At 47.2% G+C, this 26,752-nt stretch carries 26 protein-coding genes; 20 read left to right on the top strand and 6 right to left on the bottom strand.

The features are described from left to right. Nucleotides 1-11: 11 nt before the first annotated feature. From FJQ87_RS16825 to FJQ87_RS16770, 12 genes are all read left to right on the top strand, one after another. Nucleotides 12-1,010 (top strand): iron ABC transporter permease, encoded by a 999-nt coding sequence (locus FJQ87_RS16825; protein ID WP_240778939.1) that lies wholly within the window; start codon nt 12-14, stop codon nt 1,008-1,010. After that, complete coding sequence (gene cobT / locus FJQ87_RS16820; protein WP_140933601.1) at nt 1,003-2,085, top strand: nicotinate-nucleotide--dimethylbenzimidazole phosphoribosyltransferase; 1,083 nt, start codon at nt 1,003-1,005, stop codon at nt 2,083-2,085. The genes FJQ87_RS16825 and cobT overlap by 8 nt, the downstream gene beginning before the upstream one ends. Then, the gene (locus tag FJQ87_RS16815) at nt 2,085-2,882 is read left to right on the top strand and encodes an adenosylcobinamide-GDP ribazoletransferase (RefSeq protein WP_140933600.1); all 798 of its coding nucleotides are present in this window, start codon (nt 2,085-2,087) and stop codon (nt 2,880-2,882) included. The genes cobT and FJQ87_RS16815 overlap by 1 nt, the downstream gene beginning before the upstream one ends. After that, nucleotides 2,879-3,493, top strand: a complete 615-nt coding sequence (gene cobU, locus FJQ87_RS16810) for a bifunctional adenosylcobinamide kinase/adenosylcobinamide-phosphate guanylyltransferase (RefSeq protein WP_140934177.1) — start codon at nt 2,879-2,881, stop codon at nt 3,491-3,493. Before FJQ87_RS16815 ends, cobU begins: the two co-directional genes overlap by 4 nt. Nucleotides 3,494-3,659: 166 nt before the next feature. Beyond that, on the top strand, nt 3,660-5,231 hold the full coding sequence (locus FJQ87_RS16805; protein ID WP_240778762.1) for a cobyric acid synthase: 1,572 nt from the start codon (nt 3,660-3,662) through the stop codon (nt 5,229-5,231). Continuing rightward, nucleotides 5,224-5,847 (top strand): cob(I)yrinic acid a,c-diamide adenosyltransferase, encoded by a 624-nt coding sequence (cobO, locus tag FJQ87_RS16800; protein WP_140933599.1) that lies wholly within the window; start codon nt 5,224-5,226, stop codon nt 5,845-5,847. Before FJQ87_RS16805 ends, cobO begins: the two co-directional genes overlap by 8 nt. 234 nt (nt 5,848-6,081) lie before the next feature. After that, nucleotides 6,082-6,837, top strand: coding sequence for a cobalamin-binding protein (locus tag FJQ87_RS16795; protein WP_240778938.1), 756 nt, complete (start codon nt 6,082-6,084; stop codon nt 6,835-6,837). Between the two features lie 154 nt (nt 6,838-6,991). After that, nucleotides 6,992-7,519: a superoxide dismutase family protein gene (sodC, locus tag FJQ87_RS16790; RefSeq protein WP_140933598.1), complete on the top strand. Its 528-nt coding sequence runs from the start codon at nt 6,992-6,994 to the stop codon at nt 7,517-7,519. 193 nt (nt 7,520-7,712) lie between these two features. Beyond that, entirely contained in the window at nt 7,713-8,174 is a 462-nt protein-coding gene (locus FJQ87_RS16785) for a cold shock domain-containing protein (RefSeq protein ID WP_140933597.1), read from the top strand. A 187-nt stretch (nt 8,175-8,361) separates the two neighbouring features. Continuing rightward, a complete protein-coding gene (locus tag FJQ87_RS16780; protein WP_140933596.1) occupies nt 8,362-8,865 on the top strand; it encodes a YbhB/YbcL family Raf kinase inhibitor-like protein in 504 nt (167 codons plus the stop codon). Between the two features lie 96 nt (nt 8,866-8,961). After that, a complete protein-coding gene (locus tag FJQ87_RS16775) occupies nt 8,962-9,264 on the top strand; it encodes a hypothetical protein (protein WP_140933595.1) in 303 nt (100 codons plus the stop codon). A 31-nt stretch (nt 9,265-9,295) separates the two neighbouring features. After that, entirely contained in the window at nt 9,296-9,721 is a 426-nt protein-coding gene (locus FJQ87_RS16770) for an AraC family transcriptional regulator (protein ID WP_140933594.1), read from the top strand. Nucleotides 9,722-9,787: 66 nt separating this feature from the next. Here the strand turns inward: FJQ87_RS16770 and FJQ87_RS16765 are convergent, their stop codons facing one another. Beyond that, nucleotides 9,788-10,807, bottom strand: a complete 1,020-nt coding sequence (locus FJQ87_RS16765) for a class I SAM-dependent methyltransferase (RefSeq protein ID WP_140933593.1) — start codon at nt 10,805-10,807, stop codon at nt 9,788-9,790. 264 nt (nt 10,808-11,071) lie between these two features. Between FJQ87_RS16765 and mltC the strand changes: the two genes are divergently transcribed. The 3 genes from mltC (at nt 11,072) to chrA (ending at nt 14,805) form a co-directional block, all read left to right on the top strand. After that, nucleotides 11,072-12,160: a membrane-bound lytic murein transglycosylase MltC gene (gene mltC / locus FJQ87_RS16760; RefSeq protein ID WP_140933592.1), complete on the top strand. Its 1,089-nt coding sequence runs from the start codon at nt 11,072-11,074 to the stop codon at nt 12,158-12,160. 240 nt (nt 12,161-12,400) lie between these two features. Next, nucleotides 12,401-13,552 carry a 23S rRNA (uracil(747)-C(5))-methyltransferase RlmC gene (gene rlmC, locus FJQ87_RS16755; protein WP_140933591.1) on the top strand — a complete coding sequence of 384 codons (1,152 nt, stop codon included), beginning with the start codon at nt 12,401-12,403 and terminating at the stop codon, nt 13,550-13,552. A gap of 71 nt (nt 13,553-13,623) precedes the next feature. Continuing rightward, a complete protein-coding gene (gene chrA / locus FJQ87_RS16750; protein WP_140933590.1) occupies nt 13,624-14,805 on the top strand; it encodes a chromate efflux transporter in 1,182 nt (393 codons plus the stop codon). Between the two features lie 80 nt (nt 14,806-14,885). Here the strand turns inward: chrA and fdhF are convergent, their stop codons facing one another. Then, on the bottom strand, nt 14,886-19,100 hold the full coding sequence (gene fdhF / locus FJQ87_RS16745) for a formate dehydrogenase subunit alpha (RefSeq protein ID WP_140933589.1): 4,215 nt from the start codon (nt 19,098-19,100) through the stop codon (nt 14,886-14,888). A 371-nt stretch (nt 19,101-19,471) separates the two neighbouring features. Continuing rightward, nucleotides 19,472-20,452: a pentapeptide repeat-containing protein gene (locus FJQ87_RS16740; RefSeq protein ID WP_140933588.1), complete on the bottom strand. Its 981-nt coding sequence runs from the start codon at nt 20,450-20,452 to the stop codon at nt 19,472-19,474. A gap of 293 nt (nt 20,453-20,745) precedes the next feature. Here FJQ87_RS16740 and prfB point away from each other — a divergent pair. Continuing rightward, a protein-coding gene (gene prfB, locus FJQ87_RS16735; RefSeq protein WP_168195217.1) for a peptide chain release factor 2 occupies nt 20,746-21,844 on the top strand; the annotation gives its coding sequence in 2 pieces (ribosomal slippage) (nt 20,746-20,820 and nt 20,822-21,844; 1,098 coding nt in all). A gap of 61 nt (nt 21,845-21,905) precedes the next feature. Beyond that, on the top strand, nt 21,906-23,417 hold the full coding sequence (gene lysS / locus FJQ87_RS16730) for a lysine--tRNA ligase (protein ID WP_140933586.1): 1,512 nt from the start codon (nt 21,906-21,908) through the stop codon (nt 23,415-23,417). Nucleotides 23,418-23,485: 68 nt separating this feature from the next. Here lysS and FJQ87_RS16725 read toward each other — a convergent pair whose 3' ends face one another. Further along, nucleotides 23,486-24,805 carry an IS4 family transposase gene (locus tag FJQ87_RS16725; protein WP_140930149.1) on the bottom strand — a complete coding sequence of 440 codons (1,320 nt, stop codon included), beginning with the start codon at nt 24,803-24,805 and terminating at the stop codon, nt 23,486-23,488. Nucleotides 24,806-24,928: 123 nt separating this feature from the next. On the opposite strand from FJQ87_RS16725, the gene FJQ87_RS19000 reads away from it, so the two are divergent. The 3 genes from FJQ87_RS19000 (at nt 24,929) to FJQ87_RS16715 (ending at nt 25,853) form a co-directional block, all read left to right on the top strand. Then, the gene (locus tag FJQ87_RS19000) at nt 24,929-25,063 is read left to right on the top strand and encodes a hypothetical protein (protein ID WP_276613148.1); all 135 of its coding nucleotides are present in this window, start codon (nt 24,929-24,931) and stop codon (nt 25,061-25,063) included. A gap of 312 nt (nt 25,064-25,375) precedes the next feature. Further along, complete coding sequence (locus tag FJQ87_RS16720) at nt 25,376-25,588, top strand: cold-shock protein (RefSeq protein ID WP_140933585.1); 213 nt, start codon at nt 25,376-25,378, stop codon at nt 25,586-25,588. A 58-nt stretch (nt 25,589-25,646) separates the two neighbouring features. Next, a complete protein-coding gene (locus FJQ87_RS16715; protein ID WP_140933584.1) occupies nt 25,647-25,853 on the top strand; it encodes a cold-shock protein in 207 nt (68 codons plus the stop codon). A gap of 70 nt (nt 25,854-25,923) precedes the next feature. Here FJQ87_RS16715 and FJQ87_RS18720 read toward each other — a convergent pair whose 3' ends face one another. After that, a complete protein-coding gene (locus tag FJQ87_RS18720; protein WP_168195216.1) occupies nt 25,924-26,100 on the bottom strand; it encodes a hypothetical protein in 177 nt (58 codons plus the stop codon). A 135-nt stretch (nt 26,101-26,235) separates the two neighbouring features. Beyond that, nucleotides 26,236-26,658 carry a thioredoxin TrxC gene (trxC, locus tag FJQ87_RS16710; RefSeq protein WP_140933583.1) on the bottom strand — a complete coding sequence of 141 codons (423 nt, stop codon included), beginning with the start codon at nt 26,656-26,658 and terminating at the stop codon, nt 26,236-26,238. Nucleotides 26,659-26,752 lie beyond the last annotated feature (94 nt).

Genomic DNA, 26,752 nt, shown 5'->3' with positions numbered 1-26,752 from the left:
CTGCCTTAGTGATGATGTTACTGGGCTTGTTATTGAGTTTATTATTGAGCTTATTGCTGGCCAGTAGTTTCGGGGCTGTGCCTTTATCTATGAGTCATATTATCAAGGATGTAATGAGTTTTATCTCGGGCGCCGCGCCGGATTCATTAAGCTGGCAAATTTGGTGGCAACTGCGTTTGCCGCGGGTTTTACTCGCCTTTATCGCAGGCGCAGGCTTATCCATAGCGGGCGCCGTATTACAAATGGTGACTCGTAATCCATTGGCCGACCCTTATTTATTTGGTATCTCATCGGGGGCCTCATTAGGGGCTGTGGTTGTTATGACCTCGGCGCTCGGTAGCGCAGCATTGTCTTGGTTAAGTTTGCCCATAGGCGCTTTTATTGGCGCGAGTCTATCAGCGCTTTTAGTGTTAGGCGTTAGCGGCAAGGGCTTGCATGGACAGGTGGAGCGCATGCTGTTAGCTGGGGTGGCCACATCCTTTATGTTTGCCGCCTTGGCGAGCTTATTGCTGTATTTCTCTGATCCTATGGCTGCCGCCTCTGTGCTGTTTTGGACCTTGGGCAGCTTTAGCGCTGCCACTTGGCAAGGGTTATTACTGCCAAGCGTGGTGGTGCTTGTGAGCCTTGGCATATTGCTAGCCATGAAACGCCAGTTATTAGCCATGTTAGGCGGCGATGAAACTGCCCATACCTTAGGCTTGAACGTCGCCAGTTTACGGCTTAAGGTATTGTTATTATGCTCATTAATTACAGCTGTGCTGGTTGCCACTTGTGGCGGCATTGGCTTTGTTGGCTTGATGATCCCACACACAGTTAGGTTATTGCTCCCCGGGCGGCAGCCATTATTGCTGATAGCTCTTGCGGGCGGCATTTTTATGGTGTGGGTGGATGTTTTAGCGCGTTTATTAATCCCTAATCAAGAGTTACCAGTAGGCGTTATTACAGCCGCGCTAGGTAGCGTATTTTTTCTCTTTGTACTTAAGCGGCGGCAACAGGAACACGATGTTTAATATCAAGTCATTAGATAAGAGTAATCAAGCAAGCATTCAGCATGTTATCAATCAAAAAACTAAGCCGTTAGGCGCGCTTGGTAAGCTTGAATCCTTAGCGCTGCAAGTGGCATTAGTGCAAAACCAAGCTAAGTTAGCGATTTCATCACCAACCATGTTGGTGTTTGCAGGCGATCATGGCATAGCCAATGAAGGTGTATCGATTGCGCCGCAAGCGGTAACGCGCCAGATGTTGCAGAACTTTTTAGCCGGCGGCGCCGCGGTGAATGTGTTTTGTCGGCAAACGGGCTTTAAGCTGGGCTTAGTGGATGCTGGCATAGTTAAACCGTTAACGGCACCTGAGCAAGTCACCAATCAAGGGGATTTTTTTAGCTGCCGTTTAGGGGCGGGTACTCGCGCCTTTCATTTGCGTGATGCCATGAGTTTAGAGCAAGTGGAGCAAGGCTTAACGCAGGCGCGCACCTTAGTGAATCACTATCAAGCTCAAGGCTGTAATTTACTGGCGCTTGGCGAAATGGGCATAGGTAATACCTCATCGGCCGCCGCCATTTTAGCGGCCTTAACCGATTTGGAAGCCAAAGATTGTGTGGGGCGCGGCACTGGCATAAGCGATGATGCTCTTGAGCATAAAGTGCGTTTAGTGCAATTAGCCTTAAATACTCACCGCAAAAAAATGAAAGATGCTAAGGCGATTTTAGCTGCCGTGGGCGGCTTTGAAATTGTCATGCTGACGGGCGCCATTTTAGCGGCCGCAGAGCAAGGCATGCTGGTGATTATTGATGGTTTTATTGTGACCGCCGCCGCGCTCCTTGCCGTGAACATGCACCCAGAGTGCCGCGATTATTTAATTTTTGCCCATAACAGCGCCGAGCGTGGTCATCAGCTGATGCTGAGCTTATTAAATGCTGAGCCGATTTTAGATTTAGGCATGCGCCTTGGTGAAGGTAGCGGCGCCGCCTTATGTTTACCTATGGTTGAGGCCGCAGTGAATTTTTATAACCAGATGGCAAGCTTTGATGATGCTAAGGTCGATGCTGTGGTTCCTGCCAATGCTAACGATGACAGCGCGCTGTGATGGCGCGTCTCATCAAAGAATGGCAATTAATGCTGGTTGCCATCGGCTTTTTCACCCGCATTCCTGTGCCTGCCAGCATACAGGTTGATAGTGACAAGCTTAATCATGCCAGTCGCTACTTTGGCTTAGTCGGTATTTTAATGGGCTCCGTGTGCGGCCTAGCGTTAGTGATATTGGCCCAGTGGTTACCAATTTCAGTTGTGGTCATTATTGTGATGCTGCTGAGCGTGCTACTCACCGGCGCCTTTCATGAAGATGGTTTAGCCGATACTGCTGATGGTTTTGGCGGCGGCTGGCAAGTGAGCGATAAGCTTGCGATCATGAAGGATTCGCGTCTTGGCACTTATGGCGCTGTCGCCATATTGCTTATTTTATTGCTGAAATGGCAAGCCTTAACCTTACTGGCTGAGCATTCGTTAATAGCTGCGGTCGTGGCGCTCGTGCTCGCTCACGGTTTAAGCCGCGTATTAGCGGCGAGTCTTATTTACACTGAAACTTATGTGCGTGATGAAGGTAAATCTAAGCCGCTGGCTAATCAGCAGCAACCTATTGATTTAGGTATATTATTACTCACGGCATTAGTACTGGTATTCTCGCTGCCGTTAAGCACCATCATGGTGTTAGGCATAGGACTTATCAGTTGTCGGCAACTGTTGGTCTTATGGTTTCGCCGCCAAATTGGCGGTTATACCGGCGATACATTAGGCGCGGCGCAGCAGCTCAGTGAAGTGTTGATTTATCTGTTGTTACTTGCCATTACTGGCAGTCAATTAATGCCATGGATACCACTTATATGAAGCATTTAGTCATAGGCGGTTGTCGCAGTGGTAAGAGCCGCTTTGCCGAGCAGTGTATCGCCGATTTAGTGCAAACTTATCCTGACTATTCTTGCCATTATGTGGCGACTGCCTTGGCACTGGATGATGAAATGCGCGCGCGTATTGAGCGCCATCAAAAAGACAGGCAAGGCGGCGCCATCAAGTGGCACACCCATGAAGTAGGCACTGAATTAGCGGCGACGTTACATGCCTTAAATCATCCCCAGCAACTAGTGCTGGTGGACTGTTTAACCTTGTGGTTAAGCGGCTATTTATGTGATGAAGCTAATTTATGTGATGAAGCTAATTTATGTGATGAAGCTAATGTTGGTGATGACGCTAAGCATCTAGTGGCTGATATAGGGCATTTTAACCAAGCTAAGCAGCAACTGCTGGCGGCCATCACAGATTTTAGTGGTCACTTAGTTATCGTCAGTAATGAAGTGGGCTCTGGCATAGTACCTTTAGGCGAGTTATCGCGCCGCTTTACTGATGAAGCCGGTTGGCTCAATCAGGCCATAGCCGCGTGCGCTGATAAGGTTACTTTAGTGGTGGCAGGACTGCCTTTGCCGCTTAAATCAAGGCCTTAACGCTATGTCCGCAAAGACAGTAGTGATAGCACAGCAGTGATAAAACCGTATCGATAGCATCCTATCGATAAAAGCTGTGTCGATATTAACAGTAGCGACACGTAAGCGCTGAGCCCAAAAGGCCTTGGCACTGATAACAAAATCCCAAACACACAAAGGATTGTGTATGAACGCATTGACCCCCATTATGACTCAAAGCTCTCAAAAGCGCGCAGCTCGCTGCTTAATGGTGCAAGGCACCACGTCCGATGCCGGTAAAACCACAGTAGTTGCGGGTTTATGCCGCGTCTTTGCGCGTCAAGGCCATAAGGTTGCCCCTTTTAAACCGCAAAATATGGCGCTTAATAGCGCTGTCACTATTGATGGCGGCGAAATTGGCCGCGCCCAAGCCTTGCAAGCGGCGGCTTGTTATCAAGCGCCGCGTAACGATTTTAATCCGCTGTTGTTAAAGCCTCAAAGCGATACTCAAGCGCAAGTGGTAGTGCAAGGCCAAGTGCTCAGCTCAGTTGCCGCTAAAGAATTTTTTGGGCCCCATAGCCTTAAAGCCAAGGCGCAAGTGTTTGAAGCCATTTTAAGCTCGTACCGTAACTTGCAGCAGCAATTTGAAATGGTGCTGGTGGAGGGCGCAGGCAGCCCAGCGGAAATCAATTTGCGTGCGGGTGATATGGCCAATATGGGCTTTGCAGAAGCCGTAGATTGCCCGGTGATCTTAGTGGCTGATATCGATAAAGGCGGCGTATTTGCCCAGTTGATTGGCACCTTAATGCTGTTGTCACCATCAGAGCAAGCGCGCATTAAAGGCTTTGTGATTAACCGTTTTCGCGGCGACATTAGTCTGTTAGAGCCAGGCCTTAAGATGCTAGAAGAGCGCACCGGCAAACCTGTGATTGGGGTGCTGCCTTATTTAGATAATCTGCAGCTTGATGCTGAAGATGGTTTTGCCGATTTACCTATGCCAACAGAGCAGCAAGACTGCATCAATGTGCTGGTGTTAGTAACGCCGCGCATTAGTAATCACACCGATATTGATGCCTTGCGTCAGCACCCGCGAGTAAACCTCACCTTAGTGCATGCCAGTAGTGAGCTAAGCACGCTGCCGGCGGCGGATTTAATTATTATTCCTGGTAGCAAGCAAGTGCGGGACGATTTAGCGTATCTGTATCAACAAGGGTGGGATACAGCGATTAAGCGGCATTTACGTTATGGCGGTAAGGTCATAGGTATTTGCGGCGGCTATCAAATGCTCGGGCTTGAAATTGATGATAGCCAAGGCATTGAAGGCAAGGCTGGGGTCAGTGATGGTCTAGGTTTACTGCCTATGGTGACTGAGCTTAAGCCACACAAGCAACTGCGCAATGTTAGCGGTGAGCTGCAATTAAATGGACAAACTGCCGCTGTTAACGGCTATGAAATTCACTGCGGCGTGAGTCAATTACTGCGCCCTAATGCGCAGGCCATAGCGCTTGAATCTACAAGCGATACCCAGGCGCGCCTTGATGGTATGGTTTCTGATGATAAACAAATTCTCGGCACTTATGTGCACGGCCTATTTGATAACCCAGAGGCCGCTAACTTATTGCTGCAATGGGCCGGTCTTGGCAATAGCCAGCAAGCCATAGATATGGACAAGCTGCGCGAAGATAACCTTAATCGCTTGGCTGATACCTTAGAGCAACACTTAGATTTTTCACTGCTACAACTCTGCCTAGATACTGGAAATCAACAACATTATGGATAAACCGACTGAAATGCCAACGACCGACACTAAAGCTGAACGTCATAAACAGCGCCAGCAAAAACTTAAAGCTGGCGTTGATGCCAAGATTGCCGCCGCCCAAGATGAAAAGGGCATTTTATTGGTGCTCACAGGTAACGGCAAAGGTAAATCTAGCTCGGGCTTTGGCACTGTGGCGCGCGCTGTCGGCCATGGTAAACGCGCGGCGGTAGTGCAGTTTATTAAAGGCGCGTGGGAGTGCGGTGAGCGTAATTTGCTGGAAGGCGCTGGGGTGACTTTTCATGTGATGGCCACAGGCTTTACTTGGGAGACTCAAGATAAGCAAAAAGATACAGCGGCCGCAGAAGAGGCTTGGCTTGCGGCTGAGCAGTTACTGCAAGATGAAAGCATAGATTGCGTAATGCTCGATGAGCTCACTTATATGCTGAGTTATCACTACCTTGATGTTGATAGAGTGATTAAGGCGCTACAACATCGCCCGCCGATGCAGCATGTCATCATTACTGGTCGTGCTTGTCATCGCGCCGTGATTGAGATTGCCGATACTGTGAGCGAAGTGCAGTCGGTCAAGCATGCCTTTGATAATGGCATTAAGGCGCAGCCAGGCTTTGATTACTAAGGATTGATTACTAAGGATTGATGACTAAGCATTGATTGCTAAGTGTCAGTTGTTGAGCTGCGCAGTTAAGTGGCTGAAAAAAGAATAATCATGGAAAAGATAATGACAGGGTTGGTTAATCGTTGTGTGTTTTTATTAGTGTTACTTATGAGTCAGCAGGCAGTTGCTGAAACCGTGGTTGACACAGAAGCTAGCCAAGCTGATACACCAGTTGTGGCAGCGCGCTCGCCTGCCATGACAATTGTGGCCTTATCGCCCCACAGTGTTGAGCTGCTTTATGCCATAGGTGCGGGGGATCGCATTGTGGCGACCATAGATCATGCAGATTTTCCTGTAGACGCCAAAAAAATCCCAAGCATTGGCGGTTATTATGGGATTTCCATTGAAAAAGTGGTGTCACTTAAGCCTGATCTCGTGGTGTATTGGCAAACAGGCAATCGTCCAGAAGATATTGAGCGCCTAAAAAGCCTTGGCATTACGCTTTATAATTCAGACGCTAAGACGCTCTCATCGGTTGCTACTACCTTAAGCGAGCTTGGGCAGTTAACAGGCTTACAAGCTGAGGCTGATAAGGTGGCGGCTGATTACTTAGCGCAATTGGCTATGATAGAACAGCAATACCAGATGAGCCCTCCTGTGAGCGTGTTTTATCAGTTATGGCCTAAGCCATTGATGACAGTCGCTAATGGCAGTTGGATCCAGCAAATCATCAGCATTTGTCATGGGGATAATATTTTTGCTGATTCCATGTCTGAGTACCCACAAGTCAATGTAGAGCAAGTAGTGATGGCTATGCCGCAAGTGATTTTGCAAAGCGAAAATCATGGTAATGTGTCAGGGATAGATTGGGGTAAATGGCCCATGATCCCCGCGGTAAAAAATAAGCATATCACCCAGTTAAATGCAGACTTACTGCACAGGCCTACGCCGCGCGCCTTACTTGGCATTCGCTCTCTGTGTCAGGCGTTAGATGCTGCTAGGAAAAAATAGTTACCCTGATGGCTAGGCTCAAGCTAGGCTCAAACTGGGCTTAAGCTTGGCACTCATGCACAACTAACCCTGTGCTGGCTAGCCGTTTGGAAAGTATCGATTTGATGTAACCCACTTGATGTAAACATACCTAATGTAAAAAAAGGAGCTTTAAATGAACAAGATGTTGGTAATTGGCACACTCGTATCTAGCCTAGGTTTTAGCGCCGCTCATGCCGCCGATGTCAGCGTGGTCGACATGGCTTTATTAAGCGCAGATGGCAATCAAGCAATCGGTGAAATCGTAATTAGCGAAACTGACTATGGCTTAGTATTCACGCCTAATCTTAAAGGCTTAAGCTCGGGTCAGCATGGATTCCATGTGCATGCCAATGGCAGCTGCGACCCTAGCACTAAAGAAGGTAAAACCGTATTAGGCGGCGCCGCTGGTGGTCATTTCGACCCAGATAATACCGGTAAGCATGGCTATCCTTGGACTAAAGATAATCATAAAGGCGATTTACCTAGCTTAAGCGTTAATGCCGATGGCACAGCGACCACACCTGTATTAGCGCCGCGCTTAACCGCCAGCGATATTAAAGGTAAGGCGATTATGGTGCACATAGGCGGTGATAATCACTCAGATCATCCAGCGCCATTAGGTGGTGGCGGCGCGCGTATGGCTTGCGGTGTTGCTAAGTAAGCGAGATGAGCCTTTAGCTGTCACTCAAGTGATGCTTTAGTGGATTAAGGGGGGAGTCTGGGTGGGCGGCAATTGCTTGCTGCCAAAAATAAGCCTAGCTAACCCCTTGTAAGCTTTCATGTGTCCTGACAGACTGTCATTCTAATTTAAGAAGGTGCTAACCATTTAATGCCTTCCCACTGTTGGAGAACGTTTGGGCAGCTTACTCAAAGGAAAACTGGTTCGTTGGCATCATGACCAAGGTTATGGCTTCATTAAGCCTGACGTTAGCGTTAATGCTGGCCGCGAAGTCTTTATTCATATCTCGTCGCTGAAACAGCCAAGTCGCCCACCTGAAATTGGTGATATTATTTTGTTTCAGTTAGATAGGCAGGCCGACGGTAAAGTCAAAGCCATTAATTCCGCAATTGATGCTTGCCAGCAAACCAAACCTCAGCCCATTGAATCTAAGCCCATTGAACCCCAAGCTGTTGTTGCCGCTGAAAGCCAGCCTACTTGGCTGTTTAGCTTTGGGCGATTAGTCGTAATAGCTGTGGTGATTTTAGTTTGCGCCGCCCTCTATCGGTTATACACCAATGATTCAACACCTGCTGCGCCAAGCCCAGCACTCCAATCTCAAGCCATCAGCAGCAGCGCTGCACCTTCTTTAGTGTAAAGTTCCCTGCCTTAGACGCTGATGTATCCAGTCAGCGTTTACTTACCTCTGATTTATCATAGCGAGTCAGTTTTAAAAACTATAAGGCTCAAAATTATTCATATTTAATTAAAATTGAGCCTTTGCGTAATACATTGCTATTAAAATAGGACTATTCTTTGGCTATCAAATCAAAGAGGATAGCGTGATGAGAGCAATACATGTATTGAGCGAAAACAGCGTTGGCATGACGTTAAGCAGTGATGATATTTTTGAAGGCCGCCCCATGGGAGATGATTTTACCTTTGGCGATGGCAAACAAAACTTATCCTCCCAGTTAAGCTGGCAAGGTGCCCCTGCTAATACTAAAAGCTATGCCATTACTGTGTTTGACCCAGATGCTCCTACAGGCTCAGGCTGGTGGCATTGGCAAGTGGTGAATATTCCCGCCAGCGTTACCTCTATTGGCCGCGGCGCTTCAGGCACCATTGCTGGCGCCCGTGAGTTAAGAAATGATTACGGTAGCTTAGGTTATGGCGGCGCTTGCCCTCCAGCAGGCCACGGCATGCACAGATACCATTTCACCTTATGGGCATTGCCTGTGGCTAGCTTAGACTTACCAGAAAACCCATCGGCGGCTATAGTTGGCTTTATGCTTAACGCCACCGCGAGCGCATCTGCCACCTTGACTGCCATTTATGTGCAAGAATAGCCTTAGTATTTAAGCTGTTGGTATAAGAGGCCGTGGTACAACAGGCCTCTTATAACAGCATCATAGGTGAGCAAATCAATTTAGCTGGGGCAATCGATGTCAATCTGTCAATTTTCAACCTTTAAGAGTCGGCACCCGCAGCATTTGCACAATGTGCAAATGTTCGCCCCCACTATTACTTGGGTGCAAAAGGGCAGTAAGGCCTTATGGTGGCAACAGCAAGAATTACCGCTCACTAAAGACGTGTGGATCTTGACCTCTGCTGGCCAGTATTTGACTTTCGTAAATCACCCGCATCAGGGCGAGTTTTACTCGCGCACCTTAAGTTTATTAATGCCGCCCCCCAGTCATTTATTGGCGCAATCAAGCCGAGTCGATTACGCTAAGCGTCAGCCCTAATTTAGCTTGGTGTTTTGAAGTGTTATGGCAGATGCAAAAACAAAGCTTAAGTGAAGACACCCAAGCGACATTTTTGCTGGGGCTATATAGCGAACTGGCTAGCGTTGGCGCCTTATCTATGCTGTTTAGCTTTCAGCAGCAAAGCGTTAAACACAAGCTTTGTCGCTTACTGATGAATGAGCCGAGCGCCGAGCATACTTTAGCGTCCGCGGGGCAGCAGTTAGGCATGAGCCGCGCCACCCTAACCCGCAAGTTAGCGCAAGAAGGCGAGCATTTTAGTGATTTATTAGCGCAAATTCGGATGAATCACGCCTTAGGTTTATTGCAGCAACAGCAATCTTTAGATGATGTCGCTAAAGCCTGTGGTTATCTGTCGGATAGTCGCTTCAGCGCGCGCTTTAAACAGCAGTTTGGCGTCACCCCGAGTCAATATGCCAACACCTTAGTTAACCATTAGGGTTAAGCTGGCTTGTTAACCTCCCTCGCAACGCATTGGGAGGTTAATTCATGTGACTTAGACAGATTATTCCAGGTTATCAACAATCGTCAGGGCGACGATCTTAAGTGGGTGGTTATCATCAAAGGCTGGGAAATCTGGATGACAATCAAGCCACTCTACCTTGCTCACACTTAAGCCTTGCTTGTTAACGCAGCGCACTAAGCTATCAAACCACGCGGTTTTATCGACTTTAGCGACGTTATTACAACAGACGATAGTGCCACCTTTTTTAGTGGCAAGTAGCGCAGGTTTAAACAAGCTTTGATAGTCATTGATTAAATCGACTATGCCAAACGGGCTTTTGGCATATCTTGGCGGGTCAAGAAACACTAAATCAAACTGTTGCTGCTTAAGCTTGGGATAGCTTGGCAATTTCTGCTGGCGACGTCCGCCCACTGCTAATCCTGCTAACTGACGTATGGCAGGGAACACATCACTTTGCACAAACTCACACACATCAGACACTTGATTAAGCGCCGCATTACGCTGTCCTGCCGCCAGTGCAAACGATGAAAAATCAACGTTGATGACTTGCTTGGCGCCGCCAACGGCCGCGGCTGTGCCTATGCCGCAAGTATAAGAGAATAGGTTTAATACGCTTTTATCTTGGGCGTGGCGCTGCATGTATTCGCGGCCAATACGCATATCTAAAAACAGCAGCGGATCTTGGCCTTCGTGGCGTAAACGGCTAGTAAACTTAATGCCATTTTCACGCATGATCTGCTCATCATGAGCTAAAGCATCATGCTGCGGGCTGAGATCGTTGTTAATGCGCGAATTTCCCCGTGAGCGATCGTTATAGATCACCGGCAAATCTAAATGAGCGGTCAAACATGCGCTTATCTCATCAACACCTGCTGCATCGAGCGGATCGTGAAAACTTTGCACCAGCCAAGCATCACCATAGCGGTCAATATTAAGACCATTACAGCCTTCGACTGTGCCATGGAATACTCGATAACAATCGGTATCTTGTTGCTGGGATAGTGAAAAAAAGGCCTGGCGTTGCTGCAAAGCTTGTTGCAGTGCCTGAGTAATGGACATGGAGAATGGCTCTTTAGCTGGAGGATGTCGATGTTGACTGGGTCATGATAGCAAATCTGCGGCCAAAGATCCTGACAAGCCTAGCGCTCAGTGGTCGCGAGGGAGACGCGCATGTTACTTGTTGCCAAAACGTAGTATCTTTAACGAGTTTTTAATGGTTTGTTGGTTAATATAACGGTAATTCAAGCCGTTATCTTAGTGGGATACCCGTAAATTAGTGCTTGGTGTTATTATCTCGACTCTCGGTGGATATAGCTAAATACGATGAAGAAATTATTATTTGTGATTGCTGCGCTCTGGCTTACCGCCTGTAGCCAAACGCCCGATGCGATTAAGCCGCCCATTAAAGGCGGTGGAAGCCCGCTTGACCCTGGGGTTGATGTGCTAATGGCATCCTTTGCCAAGGGCGTTAAAAAAGAGTGGGGCGATGACAATTATCTTGAGGCCAGTCGTCATCACTATGTCAAATATATTGATGGCTACCGTACCCGTGCCCATATCGATTTTAATAAAGGCAAAATCTATATAGGCACAGTTGATAATAAAAAAACTCAAGCGAGTTTACGCCACGCGATAATTGAAACCTTGCTGATGAGCGGCGATCCTAGCGAGGTGGATTTATACACAGATTCTAAAGTCGCTGTGAGCCAAAAGCCGTTTTTACTGGGGCAAGTGGTAGATCAAGATGGTCAGCTGATTGAGTGGGAGTGGCGGGCTGAGCGTTTTGCCGATTACTTGCTGGCCAATAAGTTAAGTCATCAACAGCAAGGCGATATCAAGGTGCACTACATAGTGATTGATATGGTGAACGATCACTTATTGCAGCGCGAACGCCAATATGCGCCCTTAATTACCGCAGCGGCTAAGCGTTACGGCATTGCTGAAGATTTGATTTATGCGATTATCAAAACCGAAAGTAGCTTTAACCCTTATGCTGTGAGTCGCTCTGGCGCCTATGGTTTGATGCAAGTCATGCCCAATACTGCGGGCGCGGATGTGTTTAGGTTAGTGAAAAATCGCAGCGGCGTGCCAAGCCGTGCTTATTTGTTTAATCCAGCCAATAACATAGATACCGGCGTGGCTTACTTTCAAATACTTAAGCTTAGGTATTTAAAAGGGGTGACCCATCCGACTAATTTGCAATACAGCATGATTTCCGCTTACAACGGCGGCGCGGGCGGCGTGCTTACTACCTTTAATAACGACAGAGTGCGCGCGGTTGATGATATTAATCGCTTAAAACCTGAGCAGTTGTACTGGGCGTTAACGACGCGCCACCCTAAGGATGAAGCGCGGCGCTATTTGCAAAAAGTACTGCAATTTAAGCAAGAGTTTAATCAAGGGCGTTTATAGCCATAGTGGTCGGCTAAACATTGCCTAGAGCATTTTTAGCCGACTCGCTTAATCATTTAATTCAATCGTCAAACTCATTCTTAACTATCCCCTTAAAACTCATTTTTAAAACTCGGATCACAAGGCTAACACCTTAAAACTTAAGGGATAAAGCTTAAGTATCAAACTCGATACCCAAGACTTGAGCCTTAAATATAAAAACGGTAAAGTACGCCGCAACTTTTATTATGAGTCTAAGCTATGCCTGTTTGTCGTCATTTTGCCGCCGCCGAATGTCTATCTTGCCCCCTTCTCGACCAGCCTATGGTGTTGCAATTACACACCAAAATGACAGAGCTCAAGAGCCTGTTACCGCAAGTAGACCCAAACGTATTTTTAGCGCCCGTAACAGGTCCTGAATTGGCGTTTCGCAATAAAGCCAAAATGGTGGCCTTAGGCGCGGCTCATCAGCCGCTGTTAGGCATAGTGAGCCCGCAAGGTCAGAGCATAAGCTTATGTGATTGCCCGTTATATCCTACCGATATGCAAGAGTTATTAGCGCGCCTACAAGTGTTTGTGCAACAAGCGGGCATTCCGCCTTATCGAGTAGATAAAGCCAAAGGCGAGCTTAAGTTTGTGCTGTTAACCCGCAGCCAAGTCAATGGCGAATATCTGCTGCGCTTTGTGCTGAGAAGTGAGCAAGCCATAGCCAGAATTGAGCGCGAATTACCTAAGTTATTAAGTGAATATCCGCAAATTAAAGTGGTGTCAGTTAATTTGCAGCCTGTGCATATGGCGCGCTTAGAAGGCGATGAAGAGATATTTCTCACTGAACAAACCCGTTTAGCGGAAGTGTTTAATCAGGTGCCTTTATACATTCGCCCGAAAAGCTTTTTTCAAACTAACCCGCAAGTGGCTGAGCGCCTATACGCTACCGCCCGCGATTGGGTGGCAGAATTAATGGCCGTTGATTCAGCACCTAAATCTGTGTGGGATTTATTCTGCGGTGTTGGCGGCTTTGGCTTGCACTGCGCGAGTCAAACTGTGGCTGTGACCGGTATTGAAATTGAAGCCGAAGCGATTGCCTGTGCGTCAATGTCGGCCCAAGAGTTGGGTCTGAGTAATGTCAGTTTTAGCGCGTTAGATTCGACCCAAGTTGCAGCCGGCAAAGAGGCTAGCGAAGTACCTGATATCATCATAGTGAACCCGCCAAGACGGGGCATAGGCGCCGCCTTATGTGAGTCGTTAAGTGAATTTGCGCCCGCTCATATTATTTATTCAAGCTGCAATGCTAAAACCATGGCGCAAGATTTACAGCATATCCGTGGTTACAAGGTGACTCGGGTGCAATTATTCGACATGTTTCCCCATACCCATCACTTTGAAGTGATGGCGCTGCTGGAGCGAATTTAAACATCAGTTAGGTCATTGAATTGTCATCAAAGTGTCATATGCTAGCCCTTCTATAATGGCGGGGATGCAATATGACGTGGCAAGTATTGGTGCGATTTTTTACCTTAGGCTGGGTGTGCTTTGGCGGGCCTGCCGCCCACATTGGTTATTTTCGCTATACCTTTGTTGAGCAATTGCGCTGGCTCGATGAGCGTGAATTTGCCAACTTAGTGGCCGTTAGCCAGTTTTTACCTGGCCCTGGTTCGTCGCAATTAGGCTTTGCCATAGGTCATCATAAAGCTGGGCTTAGCGGCGCTATCGCCGCTTTTATCGGTTTTACCCTGCCATCATTTCTACTCTTATATTTATTTGCCATCACTAGCAGTCAATTTTTGCATCTAGATGCCGTGCAAGGCGCAATTCATGGGCTAAAGCTGCTCGCCGTAGTGATAGTTGCTGATGCCGTGATGGCGTTATTTACGCAGTTTTGCCATAAGCTCGCAGCGCGTCTGATCATGTTAACTGCCACAGTGGCTTTACTGCTAGTGCCTGGCACAGCCGCGCAAATGCTAGTGCTCGCGCTCGCGGCATTGGCGGGCTGGCGCTGGTTATCCAGCGATAAACATTCACCTAAGGGTCATGATTCATCGAGCCTTAGTGGGCATGGCATGACTGGTATCAACTGGTGGTGGTTATTGGCGTTTGCCTTGCTGTTAACGCTCAGTCTGTGGCAATTAACGCTGGCTAGTAATGGCTTAATGTCGATATTTGCACAGTTTTATCAAGCCGGTAGCTTAGTGTTTGGTGGCGGCCATGTGGTACTGCCATTACTTGAAAACAGTGTTGGCCGAAGCTTAAGTTCTGACACTTTTTTAAGTGGTTATGCCTTAGCGCAAGCAGTCCCTGGCCCCATGTTTAGTGTGGCGAGTTTCTTTGGCGCGCAAATGTGGCCACAAGCGCCACTTATGGCAGCCTTGGTGGCTACGGTGGCCATTTTTTTACCGGGATTTTTACTGTTATTGGCATTGATTGGTGCGTGGCAAGCGCTTTGCCGCAAACCCCAAGTCATGGCTGCTGTGGCTGGATTAAATGCCGCTGTGGTGGGGGTACTGCTTAGCACCTTGTATGACCCAGTATTTACTAGCGCAGTGACGGATTCTTTGGATATGGCCTTAGTGCTAACGGGCTTGGCTTTATTGCGCTGGTTTAGGCCATCGATTTTACTGCTAATAGCAAGCTTTGTGGTGACAGGCGCTGCGCTGGCCATGATTTAACTGTATACAGATTTAACGGTTTGACGGTTTAAGGCTTAACTATCAGTATCAGGCACACCTGATACTGATAGTTAGCGATGTTAAGCGCTTACTGGCTCAGTAACTTTTCTAAGCTTAACCGCGCAGATTTTATATTCTGGGATTTTAGCCACAGGGTCGAGCGCATTGTTAGTGAGCTTGTTGGCCGCAGCTTCAGCAAAGTGGAACGGTAAAAACAGCACTCCTACCTGAGCGCGTTTACTCACAAAGGCATCAATGGTAATAGTGCCGCGGCGAGTGCTGAGCTCTAAAGTATCGCCATTATTAATGCCATAGTGCTCGGCGTCATACACAGACATCATCACCTTAGGGCTACCCAGTAAATCAAGCCCCGGGGTCTTACGGGTAAGCGTGCCAGTATGGAACTGCTCAAGTAAGCGGCCGGTTGATAAAATTAGCGGATAATCATCACAAGGCATTTCAGCGGGCAGGCGATAACTTACCGCCTCAAGCTTAGCTTTACCGCGGATAAAACTGCCTTGATGCAGCACTTTAGTGCCAGCATGGCTAGTATCTGGGCATGGCCACTGCAGGCCTTGTTTACCCGTGAGTGTGATGGGGCGTAATCTGTCCCAAGACATACCGCGGTACTGCGGCGTAGCAATAATGGCTTCAGTCCAGATGGTTTCTTCTGAGTCATAGCGCCAGTTAGCGCCCATGGCATTGGCAATTGCCTGAATAATGCGCCAATCCGCGAGGGCTTGCCCCGGCGGATTTACCGCTTGCTGCAATTGCTGCACGCGGCGCTCAGTATTAGTGAAATGCCCACGTTTTTCGGCAAACGCTGCCGCTGGCAATACCACATCGGCGTAAGCTGCGGTTTCGGTTAAGAAGATATCTTGCACCACAATAAATTCTGCGCTCGCTAAACCTTGCAGTACGTGGGCTTGATCTGGGTCGCTCAATACTGGGTTTTCCCCCATGATGTACATGGCTTTAAGCTCGCCTGAACTTAAGGCTTTCATCATGAATGTCGCGGCAATGCCTTCATCTGTGCTTAATGGCGCTTGCCATAACTCAGATAAGCGCGCGAGATTGTCACTGTCATGATAACGGCGATACCCAGGTAAATAGTCGGGCAGGGCGCCCATATCACAAGCGCCTTGCACATTGCTTTGACCGCGCAGGGGATTAATCCCCGCGCCTTCTATGCCAATATTGCCTAGCAATAATTGCAGGTTAGCAATGGCGGTAACATTGTCATGTCCAGAAGTATGCTGGGTAATGCCCATGGCATAGAAGACGGCGGTTTTGCTGGCAGTGCCGAGCATACGGGCTAATTTTGCGAGATTAGCTTGGGATACGCCGGTAATTTTAGCCGCCGTCTCTAAATTGTAATCTGGCTTCATCAATTCAGTGTGAAGCGCCTCAAAGCCTTCAGTGCGCTCATTAATATAATCAAGGTCATGCCAGTGATTGATTAAGATTTGCTGCATCAGGGCATTAAGGAGCATGACATCTGTGCCCGGCTTATGGCTGATATAAAACTCAGCTTTATCGGCAATCGACACTTTTTTAGGGTCAGCGACCACTAAGCGCGCCTTGTGATAATTCACTGCTTCTTTAATTCTGGACGCTATGATGGGGTGCGCCGATTCAGTGTCAGAACCCAAAATAAAGATTAAATCTGCCTGCTTAATACCTTGGATATCATTGGTCATGGCGCCGCTACCTAAGTTGGCATTGAGGGCGCTAACGGTTGATGAATGACAAAGACGAGCACAGTGATCTATGTTGTTGCTGCCAAGCACGGCGCGCACAAATTTCTGCAGTAAATAGTTTTCTTCGTTAGTGGCTTTAGCTGACGATAACGCCGCTATCGCTTTGGCGCCATGCACAGCTTTTATGTCGCTAAAGCGCTTAGCTATCAAGCTAATGGCGTCATCCCAACTGGCGGGTTCTAACTTGCCATTGCGCCGAATGAGCGGCGTAGTTAAGCGCAAGTCGCTACCGATAAAGTCAAAGCCAAAGCGGCCTTTAACGCACAGCATGCCTTCATTGACTTGAGATTCCACATCACCTGAGACATGTTTAATCACATTGTTGGCTTTATCGACATGCATGACTAAACGGCAACCGACGCCGCAATAAGTGCAGACGCTTGATACGGTTTCAAGCTTAGTGATGCGCGCTTGGGATTTATCGCGGGCATCGGTTAAGGCGCCGGTTGGGCACACTTGCACGCAGTTACCGCATTGCACGCAGTCGCTATCTGCCATGGTTGCGCTAAAGCCAGCCCTTGGCGCGCGGCGCATGAGGGGGGGATTTGCATCTGGCACGGCTGAGAAATTATTAGGCTCAAAACAAATGGCATTGTGACCACTTTGGCGCTGACACATATCGACGCAGGCGCCGCAGCTAATGCAGCGATTGGCATCAAATTGAATGAAAGGGGCACTTTTATCTACCGTAAAGCGCTGACTTGCTTCACTGGTTAAATTGGCGCTATCCACTTTATATTCAGTGGCATAGTCGCGAAGTGAACATTGAGTGTTGGCTTGGCAGGCACATTCTAAACAGCGCGTCGCCTCAGTTAAGGCATCATCTTCACTAAAGCCGCGCTCAACTTCGCTAAAGTTTAATTGGCGCTCTAAGCCTGATAATTCAGTAATTTTTTTGCGCGGTTGATTAACGACGTTGGCGTACAAGTCAGCATCAAGCTGCTGACTCTTAAGCGGCCCTTTACTGGCATTAAATGGGTGCGGTACTAGCTCGCACACTAAGCCTGTGGTGAGCTGCTTATGTATGGCTTCACTGGCGCGCCGACCATCACCAATGGCGGCAACTGCAGTGGCAGGGCCGCGGCGCGAATCACCAATCACAAATAACTTCTCAATACCGGCCGACATAGTATGCTCGCAGCCCGCAAAGGTATTCCAGCGCGTTAATGCTAACTGGCCATTGGCTAATTGGCTTTGTGGTTGCTGTAAAAAGTCCATGTCTGGCATTTGCGATACTGCGGCTATCACGGTATCAAAGGCTTCGGTAAAGCTTTCACCTGTAGCTTTGGGGGAGCGTCGCCCTGAGGCATCCGGCGCAGTTAAGGCCATTTTGCTTAACGTGATGGCGCTGACGCGGCCATGTTCATCACTATGATTTTCAAGTGGGTTCGTTAGAAAGTGAAACTTAACACCTTCCACTTCCGCTTCATGAATTTCATAAGGCTCGGCCGGCATATCGGCGCGGGTACGGCGATAAATCAAGGTGACATCGGCGCCAGTGCGCACTGCGGTGCGCGCGCAATCAATGGCAGTATTGCCGCCACCAATAACCGCGACCTTGTTACCTGTGATGAGATGGCGCTCAGTGCAAAAATCTTTAAGGTAATCCACGCCTAAATAGCAGCCAGCTAGTTCGCTGCCGGGGTAATCCATGGCTACCGCTTTTTGCGCGCCAATAGCTAAGCAAACAGCGTCGAAATTAGCCACTAAATCCGGTAATTGAATGTGCTCACCCAAGCGGCAATTGGTCTCGATTTTTAGGCCGTTACGGCACATAAGCTCGATTTCTTTATCTAAAATCGCCTTAGGTAAGCGATATTCTGGTATGCCATAGCGTAACCAGCCGCCAGCTTTGGGCATGGCATCAAAAATAGTGACGTCATGACCTTGGTTAGATAAGAAATAACCCGCGCTTAAGCCAGCAGGTCCTGCGCCAATAATCGCGATTTTTTTACCTGTGTCAGCGGCGCGCATTGGCATCCAAGGATCTTCACTTTCAAGGTCGATATCGGCGGCGTGGCGCTTTAATTGGCGAATCGCTAACGAGTCATCGACTAAGTTGCGGCGACATTCAGTCTCACAAAAGGCGGGGCACACGCGGCCAATGGATAAAGGCATAGGTAAGGTTTGCTTAATCACCTTAACCGCTTGCTGATGATTTCCTTGGGCCATGTGATACAGATACGATTGCACATCAACCCCAGCGGGACAGGCCTGCTGACACGGGGCTTCACAGTCAGCAAAGTGATCGCTCAATATCAGTTGCAATGCCTTTTGGCGCATAGCACTTAAGGCTTGCGATTGAGTAGTGATAGTTAAATCGGCCATCACTTGGGTCGAGCAGGCTTGGCGATATTGAATGCCATCATCAAAATGCAAGGCCACAGTACATAAGTGACATTCTTGCGGGGACTTGTCGGCTCCTGGATTGGCGCATAAATGGGGAATATCTATACCGGCCTTGAGGCTGGCTTGCAGTATGGTGTCAGAGGCGTGTGCCTGAATAGTCTGACCATCAATAATGAGAGTAACCATTGTTTGGGCCTTAATCTTTTATAAAACAGCGCGATAAGAAGACGATAAGTCGTTGATGTCTGGCTGATGATGCATAAATTGGTTTCAGTATACCTAGGTGAGGTCGGCACTTTGGTCATGCCAGTGCATCTTTGTGGTGAAAAGGTGGTGTGCTTCACGCTTTGCGTCATAGTGTGCTTAGGGTTTTATGTTAGCTATTGATTGTGTGAACTGGTGCGTAATCTGCGGGGTGGGTAGTTATTGCAAAATGTGACTGCAAAAACTGACTTTAAAATAAGATAAGTTGTTTGATGGCGAAGCCAGATGCTGTAAATGAGTGTGGTTATTGAAGACTAATAGCTATAAATAGCCATTTGACATGATTTTTTGGGTTAACGGGTCATTTTATTCACAAACACTACCACGAATAAGGCTATGGTAAAGCTGCCTGTAAATGCCTCAAAGGCGGCGACAGCCTTGGAGTAACCTATGGGCGTGAAATCGCCATAGCCTAAGGTGGTAAAGGTGACGACTGAGTAATAAACGCAGTTAAGAAAGAGTGATAGATACTCACCCCATTGCATAGTGTCGGTAGCCACATGTAATTGGCCGCCAAACATTAGGCCAGTGAAAAAATACACACAGGCGCAGCCCAAGATTAATGCCATTGAAAAGAAAATTACCCGCAGCGGCGCTTCACCGTAACCACAAAAAATATCAATAAGCTTAGATATCATCCGTCTCTTGCTATATTTGGGCATTTGCATGCGGCGCATGACTAGCTCTTTTTGTATGTATTCGCCCGCCATGGAAAATAGCCCTTCATGCTCAGCGGCGCGGCGCAGATCGCGATAAATCTCTTCGGCTTGCTCAAAATAGTCTTGGGCGATTTCTTGTTCACCGACAGTTGCAGCGCGGTAGGCTTGTTGTTCTTGAATAATATGCGGGCCGATATGAACGTTTTCAATTTTAGCGCCAGTCCACTTGGCACCTAATAAATTGGCTTGATGCAAGCGAGTGAGATGCAAATTGGCATCGCGTAAGTCAGCCTTCATGACGTTGGCATGTTCAAGATTGAGGTTAAATAAATGCGCCCCATGCAAGTTAGCGCGATATAAATCAGCATGACTCATGTCATAGCCAGTTTTGCTGTGATGATGAACGAGATCTATACCCTTGAGCTGGGCGTGACGTAAATGAATGCCTCTAAGCATGCCGCCGCTGCGAGCGTGCTCTTCGAGTTGGTGGACAATATCGGGACCGTCTTTGACTTGTTTGGCGTCGTGCCAAAAACATAAGCCGGATGCCAGCGCAGGCGCGTGGCACTCATGTCCTATATCTTCCTTGTAACAACATGTTTTTATATTTTCCATGTAGTTGAGTATAGCCACTGCTTAACAAGCTACTCGTCCAGCACCATAATTTTTTAAATATTTTTTTGGACTTAAGTTTACAAGGTTATGAATAAATGATGATTTATTATTAATCAGGTGCAGACGTCACACTTTTCAGTGTTTTTTTAAGCCAAGATAAACCCGTGGGATGCTAGCGAGTTAGCTCCATAAAGTTGAGTATTTTTGATGGCTATTCAACTGGGATTTGCGAGTTAATTGAGGTAAAATGCCGTCTTTATCGCCTTTTAACTCCAACTCAAAAGTAAATCATCATGTTTGAAGTCAATCCTGTGAAATTTAAGATTAAGGAGCTGGCCGAGCGCACACAGCTTCTTAGGGGGTATCTTTGACTATGACGCCAAAAAAGAGCGTCTAGAAGAAGTTAGCCGCGAGTTAGAAAGCTCTGAAGTTTGGAATGAACCTGAACGTGCTCAAGCCTTAGGCAAAGAGCGTTCAAGTCTGGAAGCTGTGGTGGAAACCATAGACGCATTAGACACTGGTCTTGAAGATGTGGAAGGTCTGCTGGAATTAGCGATTGAAGAGCAAGATCAAGAGACTTTTAATGATGCGCAAGCGGAATTAGATGATCTTGAAGCTCGATTAGCTGAACTGGAATTCCGCCGTATGTTTTCTGGCCCTCATGACAGCAATGACTGTTATTTGGATATTCAATCTGGCTCGGGCGGTACCGAAGCGCAAGATTGGGCCAATATGGTGCTGCGGATGTTCTTACGTTGGGGCGATGCCCACGACTTTGCCCCCGAACTGATTGAAGTATCAGACGGTGATGTTGCCGGCATTAAGAGCGCCACCATTAAATTTTCTGGTGAGTACGCCTTTGGTTGGCTGCGCACTGAAACGGGTGTGCACCGCTTAGTACGTAAGTCACCTTTTGACTCAGGTGGACGTCGCCATACGTCATTCTGCTCAGTGTTCGTCTATCCAGAAATTGATGATGATATTGAGATTGATATCAACCCTGCCGATTTACGGGTTGATACTTACCGCGCCTCAGGTGCGGGTGGTCAGCACGTTAACCGTACTGAATCGGCGATTCGTATTACCCACGTTCCAACCAATACTGTGGTGCAGTGTCAAAACGACCGCTCGCAGCATAAAAACCGTGATACAGCCATGAAGCAATTGAAAGCTAAGCTGTATGAACTGGAAATCCAGAAGCAGAATGCTGAAAAGCAAGCAGCCGAAGATGCCAAGTCAGATATCGGTTGGGGCAGTCAAATTCGTTCATACGTGCTCGATGATTCACGTATTAAGGATTTGCGTACTGGGGTTGAAACCCGTAATACCCAAGCGGTATTAGATGGTGACCTAGATAAATTTATTGAGGCCAGCCTGAAGTCCGGCCTGTAAGGGCTATTCAGATTGACCAGGTGGTCGGTTCGCCGGCCAATGTTGGCACAGAGAGAAAGATATGACTGAACAAGTGCAAGTAATCCAAGATGAGAACAAGCTGATCGCCGAGCGTCGCGCTAAGCTTGAACATGTCCGTCAGCAGTGTCCTGCTAACGCTCACCCTAATACTTTCCGTCGCACCCATAAAGCGGCTGAACTGCAGGCTGAGTACGGTCACAACACTAAAGAAGAACTGGAAGCATTAGGCTTTAAGACCAGCATTGCTGGCCGTATCATGGCTAAGCGTGGTCCATTCTTGGTGATCCAAGATGTGTCTGGTCGCATTCAAGCCTATGCCGAAAAAGGCGTTCAGGCTGATATTAAAGAGCGTTTCCAAGGTTTAGATATTGGTGACATCATAGGTGTAACCGGTCAACTGCATTTGTCAGGTAAAGGCGATTTATACGTCAACATGGAAGAGTATCAGTTGCTGACTAAAGCGCTGCGTCCTCTGCCAGAAAAATTCCACGGCCTGACTGACCAAGAAACTCGTTATCGTCAACGTTATGTTGACCTGATTGTGAACGAAGATTCTCGTCAAGCTTTCGTGATGCGCTCTAAAGTGGTTGCGGCAATCCGTAACTTCATGGTTAAAAAAGAGTTCATGGAAGTTGAAACCCCTATGATGCACGTCATCCCAGGTGGTGCTTCTGCCCGTCCTTTTATTACTCATCACAATGCTTTAGATATGTCCATGTATCTGCGTATTGCGCCTGAGTTATACCTGAAGCGTTTAGTTGTTGGTGGTTTTGAGCGTGTGTTCGAAATTAACCGTAACTTCCGTAACGAAGGTTTGTCGCCACGCCATAACCCAGAATTCACTATGATGGAATTCTATATGGCGTATGCTGATTATAATGATCTGATTGATTTAACTGAAGAAATGCTGAGCTCAATCGCTAAAGATTTATGTGGCGATACTAAGCTGCCATACGGCGAGCATACAGTAGATTTCGGTGGCCCTTACGCCAGAATGAGCATGCTGGAAGCGATTCAGCATTACAATCCTGACAATGCCACTATTCAAGCCATGACTTATGAGCAAGTGAAAGATTTAGATTTCATGCGCACTCTGGCCAAGAGCTTACACATTGGCGTTGAGACTTTCTGGAGCTGTGGTCAACTGTTAGAAGAAATCTTCGGTGAGACCGCTGAGCCTAAGTTAATGCAGCCAACCTTTATCACTGGCTACCCAGCTGATATTTCACCTTTAGCTCGTCGTAGCGATGGTAATGATTTCATTACTGACCGTTTCGAGTTCTTCATTGGTGGCCGTGAAGTGGCTAACGGTTTCAGCGAGTTAAACGATGCTGAAGACCAAGATGCACGCTTTAAGGCTCAGGTTGATGCTAAAGACGCGGGTGATGATGAAGCTATGTTCTATGACGCTGACTATATCACAGCGTTAGAGCACGGTTTACCACCAACGGCTGGTCAAGGTATTGGTATCGATCGTTTAGTGATGTTGTTCACTAACACTCACACCATACGTGACGTGATTTTATTCCCAGCTATGCGTCCACAAGCTTAATCATTTCTCATTTTTGATTAGCTAAGCGCGACTCATAAAAAGCCCAGAAATTTCTTAATGCCACTCGCTTAAGAGCGAGTGGCATTTTTACTTGGATATTTCACTGTTTTCTTTAGCACCACACGCGGGTAGCTGGGCCGCTTCCTCTTTGGGGGTAAAATCAACCTTTTGCCATTTTCCCTCAGTCGTTTTAAGTGCTGTGGGATCGCTCCCGGACTCCCTCTGTCACTCCAACCAAACTCATCCTGTATTAAAAACAGGGCATTAATGAAACTTATCCTCTGTGGCTCAACTTTATGCTGCACTGCCATTGCGGCCATCTCTAGCCGAACAATATTGTAGGTCGTTAAGATCCCCCATAATTCTTGATACACCCCATCCTTCTTCTTACTGCGCAGGACTGGTTTATTTTCCAGTTGATATTGCTTTAGCTCACTATAACCCCTCTCTATCTCCCATCGCTGCCAATACACCTTGAGTAAATCGTTCACTGGATAGCTGTTGGGGCATAGGCAGGACGTGATAAACCCTTTGATATCACCTTTGGGTGACGGAATAAGAATAAGGCGGGCTTGCCAGCTCTCCCCCAGATAAGGCGCTTGCTGTTTAGCTTGGGGTGATACCGGCATCTCAACCAGATGGTCATACTCTGAGAATGACTCGATAATTTGATAGCGGGTCTTAGACTTTATCGGGGTTAACCAATGGGTGTTTGCACCGCTTTCTTGCCAGCTGATGAGCAATTCGGCAGACATAAACCCACGGTCAAACAACGTGAGCGAATTCTCGGGAGCTGAGCCAACCAATTGCTGTGCATAGTGAATTTCACTGTGGGTAACAGGCCCGAAAGCCGCATCAGAAAGTAAGTGGCTACGAGTAGACATTAAGGTGACCGCCAGCACAGAGGGAAAAGAAGCCGTGCTTTGTGCAAAGCCAAAGTGATGGTTTTCTTCAGTGTTATGCGTCTTAAAATACGTCCCATCAACACTGAGCAATTTCAATCCCGCTATCTCATCAAATTCGCACTGTGTTTCCCACTGTGCAGCGGTTGTTTTGAACAGATAACGCATGGGCTCTGAACCCAACTTTTCTTTGGCTTTGATGATACTACTGGTCGCCAGTGGCGGGAGCTCCCCCTTGGAGTCGGGAAATGCCAGTGAGAGCGTATCACAGACTTGCTGAATCGAGCGGTTACGCATCAAACCAATGCCTAGAACCAACCAAACAGCTTGCTCTGCAGGGAAACGGCGGGTTCGAAGCGAGGCCCTGCCAGTTTGTTGCACAGCCTCAGCCACCCAATCCATGGGAACATGTTTGGCGAATACATCAATATCTTGCGCTTGGAAAAATTCAGCGGTAACGAGTAGCTCTTTAGAAAATTCAGACATAAAAAAATCAGCTGCAACTTAGGTTGCGGCTGATTATGAAGCCCTTGAAAGATCGTTCAACTACTTAAAACGATCGGCATTAAGAAATTTCTGGGTTTTTTAATGCCTAAAACATGATATTTTTTGCTAAAGTATTGGCGCGTACTGACAACTTACTTGCAAGTACCGCTTGCTATTCAAGCTCGTCTTATCTCCTCAGGTACGCCTGAAAGCATCATAGGCTATCAAGATGGCATAGGCCGACCTTTTAGATATTAACGGCTTAGTTGCACTGATGGGCGCCTTGGCGCAAAGCCTGATGAAACCTGAAGATTAGACAGCTAGAAGGCTATCAAAAAATAAACAAAATACTGCTTTACTTTGCGAAGGCCACACTGCTATTATTCTGGCGCTACTTGAGAGTAGAGTTATTAAAATAAGCATAAGTTCAAGCAAAACCCTAAGACGCATTCTCGTTTCGTTTTTGTCCTCAGTGTTTCTTTCGCTTCTTCGTAAATATTAATAATTCGAGCTTTAGCATTCCAAATTTTTTGGAAATTAATTTAATTATTTATTTATAAGGGACATCAAATGTCTAATTCAAACACTGGTTCAGTAAAATGGTTTAACGAAGATAAAGGTTTTGGTTTTATCGCTCAAGACAATGGCGGCCCAGATGTATTCGTACATTTCCGCGCTATTGCTTCTGAAGGCTTCAAGACTTTATCTGAAGGTCAGAAGGTTTCTTTCATGCTTGAGCAAGGTCCTAAGGGTCCTCAAGCTGCTAACGTTGTTGCTCTGTAATTACAGAATTACTTCGACAAATAATTTTTTAGTTGTTTTATAATTAAAGGGACATCACATGTCTAGCACTGGTTCAGTAAAATGGTTTAACGAAGAGAAAGGTTTCGGTTTCATTGCTCAAGATAACGGCGGTCCAGATGTATTCGTACATTTCCGTTCAATCGTTTCTGAAGGCTTCAAAACCTTAGCTGAAGGCCAAAAAGTGTCTTTCGCTCTGGAACAAGGTCCTAAGGGTCCTCAAGCTTCTAACGTTGTTGCGCTGTAATTAGCCGGCAATAAGAAGTTAAAAAGGTCGCCTCGAGCGACCTTTTTTGTACCTGAAATTTGAGTTATCGTCACTTAAGCTTAGGCGTAACACTCATCTCAACATCATGTTGTTGTTCGACCACTTGTCCATGACGCTGTTTGGCAATAGCGGTAAACATAGTCACAAAATCATCGGCCATTTGCTCGTAATTAAGCTTAGAGGCTTTAGGCTCGAAGTGATTGTTAGCGGGTGAGCGTGTACTCATAAATCTCGTCCTGTAGGTTACTTTGGCTGGCGAATTTTTATCCTTATCCCCTGAAATTAGCAAGCCTATCATGTTTGATCAAGTGGATTCTCACCCATTACTGTCAATTAACCCGCTATGGTCACAAGTTTGAGCTTAAGCGTGTGCATTTAACCAATGTTGAAAATCTTGGCCTGACATGGCACCAGCTTGCTGCACCACAATTTGACCTTCCTTAATGATCATGAGTGTCGGAATTGAGCGGATCCCAAATTGACTGGCAATTTCCACTTGGGTTTGGGTATCAAGCTTACCAAAGCGAAAACGCCCTGCCATGGTTTGTGCTATGGCGCTAAATGTTGGCGCAAAGCTCTTACAAGGGCCACACCAATCCGCCCAAAAATCGATAACTAAAGGCAGTTGTGACTGATTAGCATGGCGGGTAAAGTTTTGCGCCGTTAAGGTGACGACTTGACCGCTTAGCAGTGGTGCTTGGCAGTGACCACACTTAGGTTGCTGCGACATAGCTGTGTCTGCGACACGATTGAGTCCTGCGCAATTGGGGCATGAAATTAACATAGCTTATCCTGTGCATTGATAATTGGCTGTGATGATTTTAACGGGATAGGTCATCGGATAGAAAGTTAAATCGAATGAAACTAATGTCATACCA

This window comes from Shewanella sp. SNU WT4 (assembly GCF_006494715.1).
Lineage (GTDB): Bacteria > Pseudomonadota > Gammaproteobacteria > Enterobacterales > Shewanellaceae > Shewanella.
The sequence above is the reverse complement of the archived record's forward strand: the minus strand, read 5'-3'. Positions and strand labels throughout refer to the sequence as shown.

Bases quoted from the DNA above. Each gene is read 5' to 3' on its own strand.
- cobT (WP_140933601.1), top strand. From the start codon at position 1,003: ATGTTTAATATCAAGTCATTAGATAAGAGTAATCAAGCAAGCATTCAG.
- lysS (WP_140933586.1), top strand. From the start codon at position 21,906: ATGACTGAACAAGTGCAAGTAATCCAAGATGAGAACAAGCTGATCGCC.
- fdhF (WP_140933589.1), bottom strand. From the start codon at position 19,100: ATGGTTACTCTCATTATTGATGGTCAGACTATTCAGGCACACGCCTCT.
- FJQ87_RS16770 (WP_140933594.1), top strand. From the start codon at position 9,296: ATGCAAAAACAAAGCTTAAGTGAAGACACCCAAGCGACATTTTTGCTG.
- FJQ87_RS16805 (WP_240778762.1), top strand. From the start codon at position 3,660: ATGAACGCATTGACCCCCATTATGACTCAAAGCTCTCAAAAGCGCGCA.
- cobU (WP_140934177.1), top strand. From the start codon at position 2,879: ATGAAGCATTTAGTCATAGGCGGTTGTCGCAGTGGTAAGAGCCGCTTT.
- FJQ87_RS16825 (WP_240778939.1), top strand. From the start codon at position 12: ATGATGTTACTGGGCTTGTTATTGAGTTTATTATTGAGCTTATTGCTG.
- FJQ87_RS16780 (WP_140933596.1), top strand. From the start codon at position 8,362: ATGAGAGCAATACATGTATTGAGCGAAAACAGCGTTGGCATGACGTTA.
- rlmC (WP_140933591.1), top strand. From the start codon at position 12,401: ATGCCTGTTTGTCGTCATTTTGCCGCCGCCGAATGTCTATCTTGCCCC.
- FJQ87_RS16765 (WP_140933593.1), bottom strand. From the start codon at position 10,807: ATGTCCATTACTCAGGCACTGCAACAAGCTTTGCAGCAACGCCAGGCC.
- FJQ87_RS16725 (WP_140930149.1), bottom strand. From the start codon at position 24,805: ATGTCTGAATTTTCTAAAGAGCTACTCGTTACCGCTGAATTTTTCCAA.
- cobO (WP_140933599.1), top strand. From the start codon at position 5,224: ATGGATAAACCGACTGAAATGCCAACGACCGACACTAAAGCTGAACGT.
- FJQ87_RS16715 (WP_140933584.1), top strand. From the start codon at position 25,647: ATGTCTAGCACTGGTTCAGTAAAATGGTTTAACGAAGAGAAAGGTTTC.
- trxC (WP_140933583.1), bottom strand. From the start codon at position 26,658: ATGTTAATTTCATGCCCCAATTGCGCAGGACTCAATCGTGTCGCAGAC.
- FJQ87_RS16815 (WP_140933600.1), top strand. From the start codon at position 2,085: ATGGCGCGTCTCATCAAAGAATGGCAATTAATGCTGGTTGCCATCGGC.
- FJQ87_RS16740 (WP_140933588.1), bottom strand. From the start codon at position 20,452: ATGGAAAATATAAAAACATGTTGTTACAAGGAAGATATAGGACATGAG.
- FJQ87_RS18720 (WP_168195216.1), bottom strand. From the start codon at position 26,100: ATGAGTACACGCTCACCCGCTAACAATCACTTCGAGCCTAAAGCCTCT.
- FJQ87_RS16775 (WP_140933595.1), top strand. From the start codon at position 8,962: ATGTCAATCTGTCAATTTTCAACCTTTAAGAGTCGGCACCCGCAGCAT.
- mltC (WP_140933592.1), top strand. From the start codon at position 11,072: ATGAAGAAATTATTATTTGTGATTGCTGCGCTCTGGCTTACCGCCTGT.
- FJQ87_RS16720 (WP_140933585.1), top strand. From the start codon at position 25,376: ATGTCTAATTCAAACACTGGTTCAGTAAAATGGTTTAACGAAGATAAA.
- chrA (WP_140933590.1), top strand. From the start codon at position 13,624: ATGACGTGGCAAGTATTGGTGCGATTTTTTACCTTAGGCTGGGTGTGC.
- FJQ87_RS16795 (WP_240778938.1), top strand. From the start codon at position 6,082: ATGACAATTGTGGCCTTATCGCCCCACAGTGTTGAGCTGCTTTATGCC.
- sodC (WP_140933598.1), top strand. From the start codon at position 6,992: ATGAACAAGATGTTGGTAATTGGCACACTCGTATCTAGCCTAGGTTTT.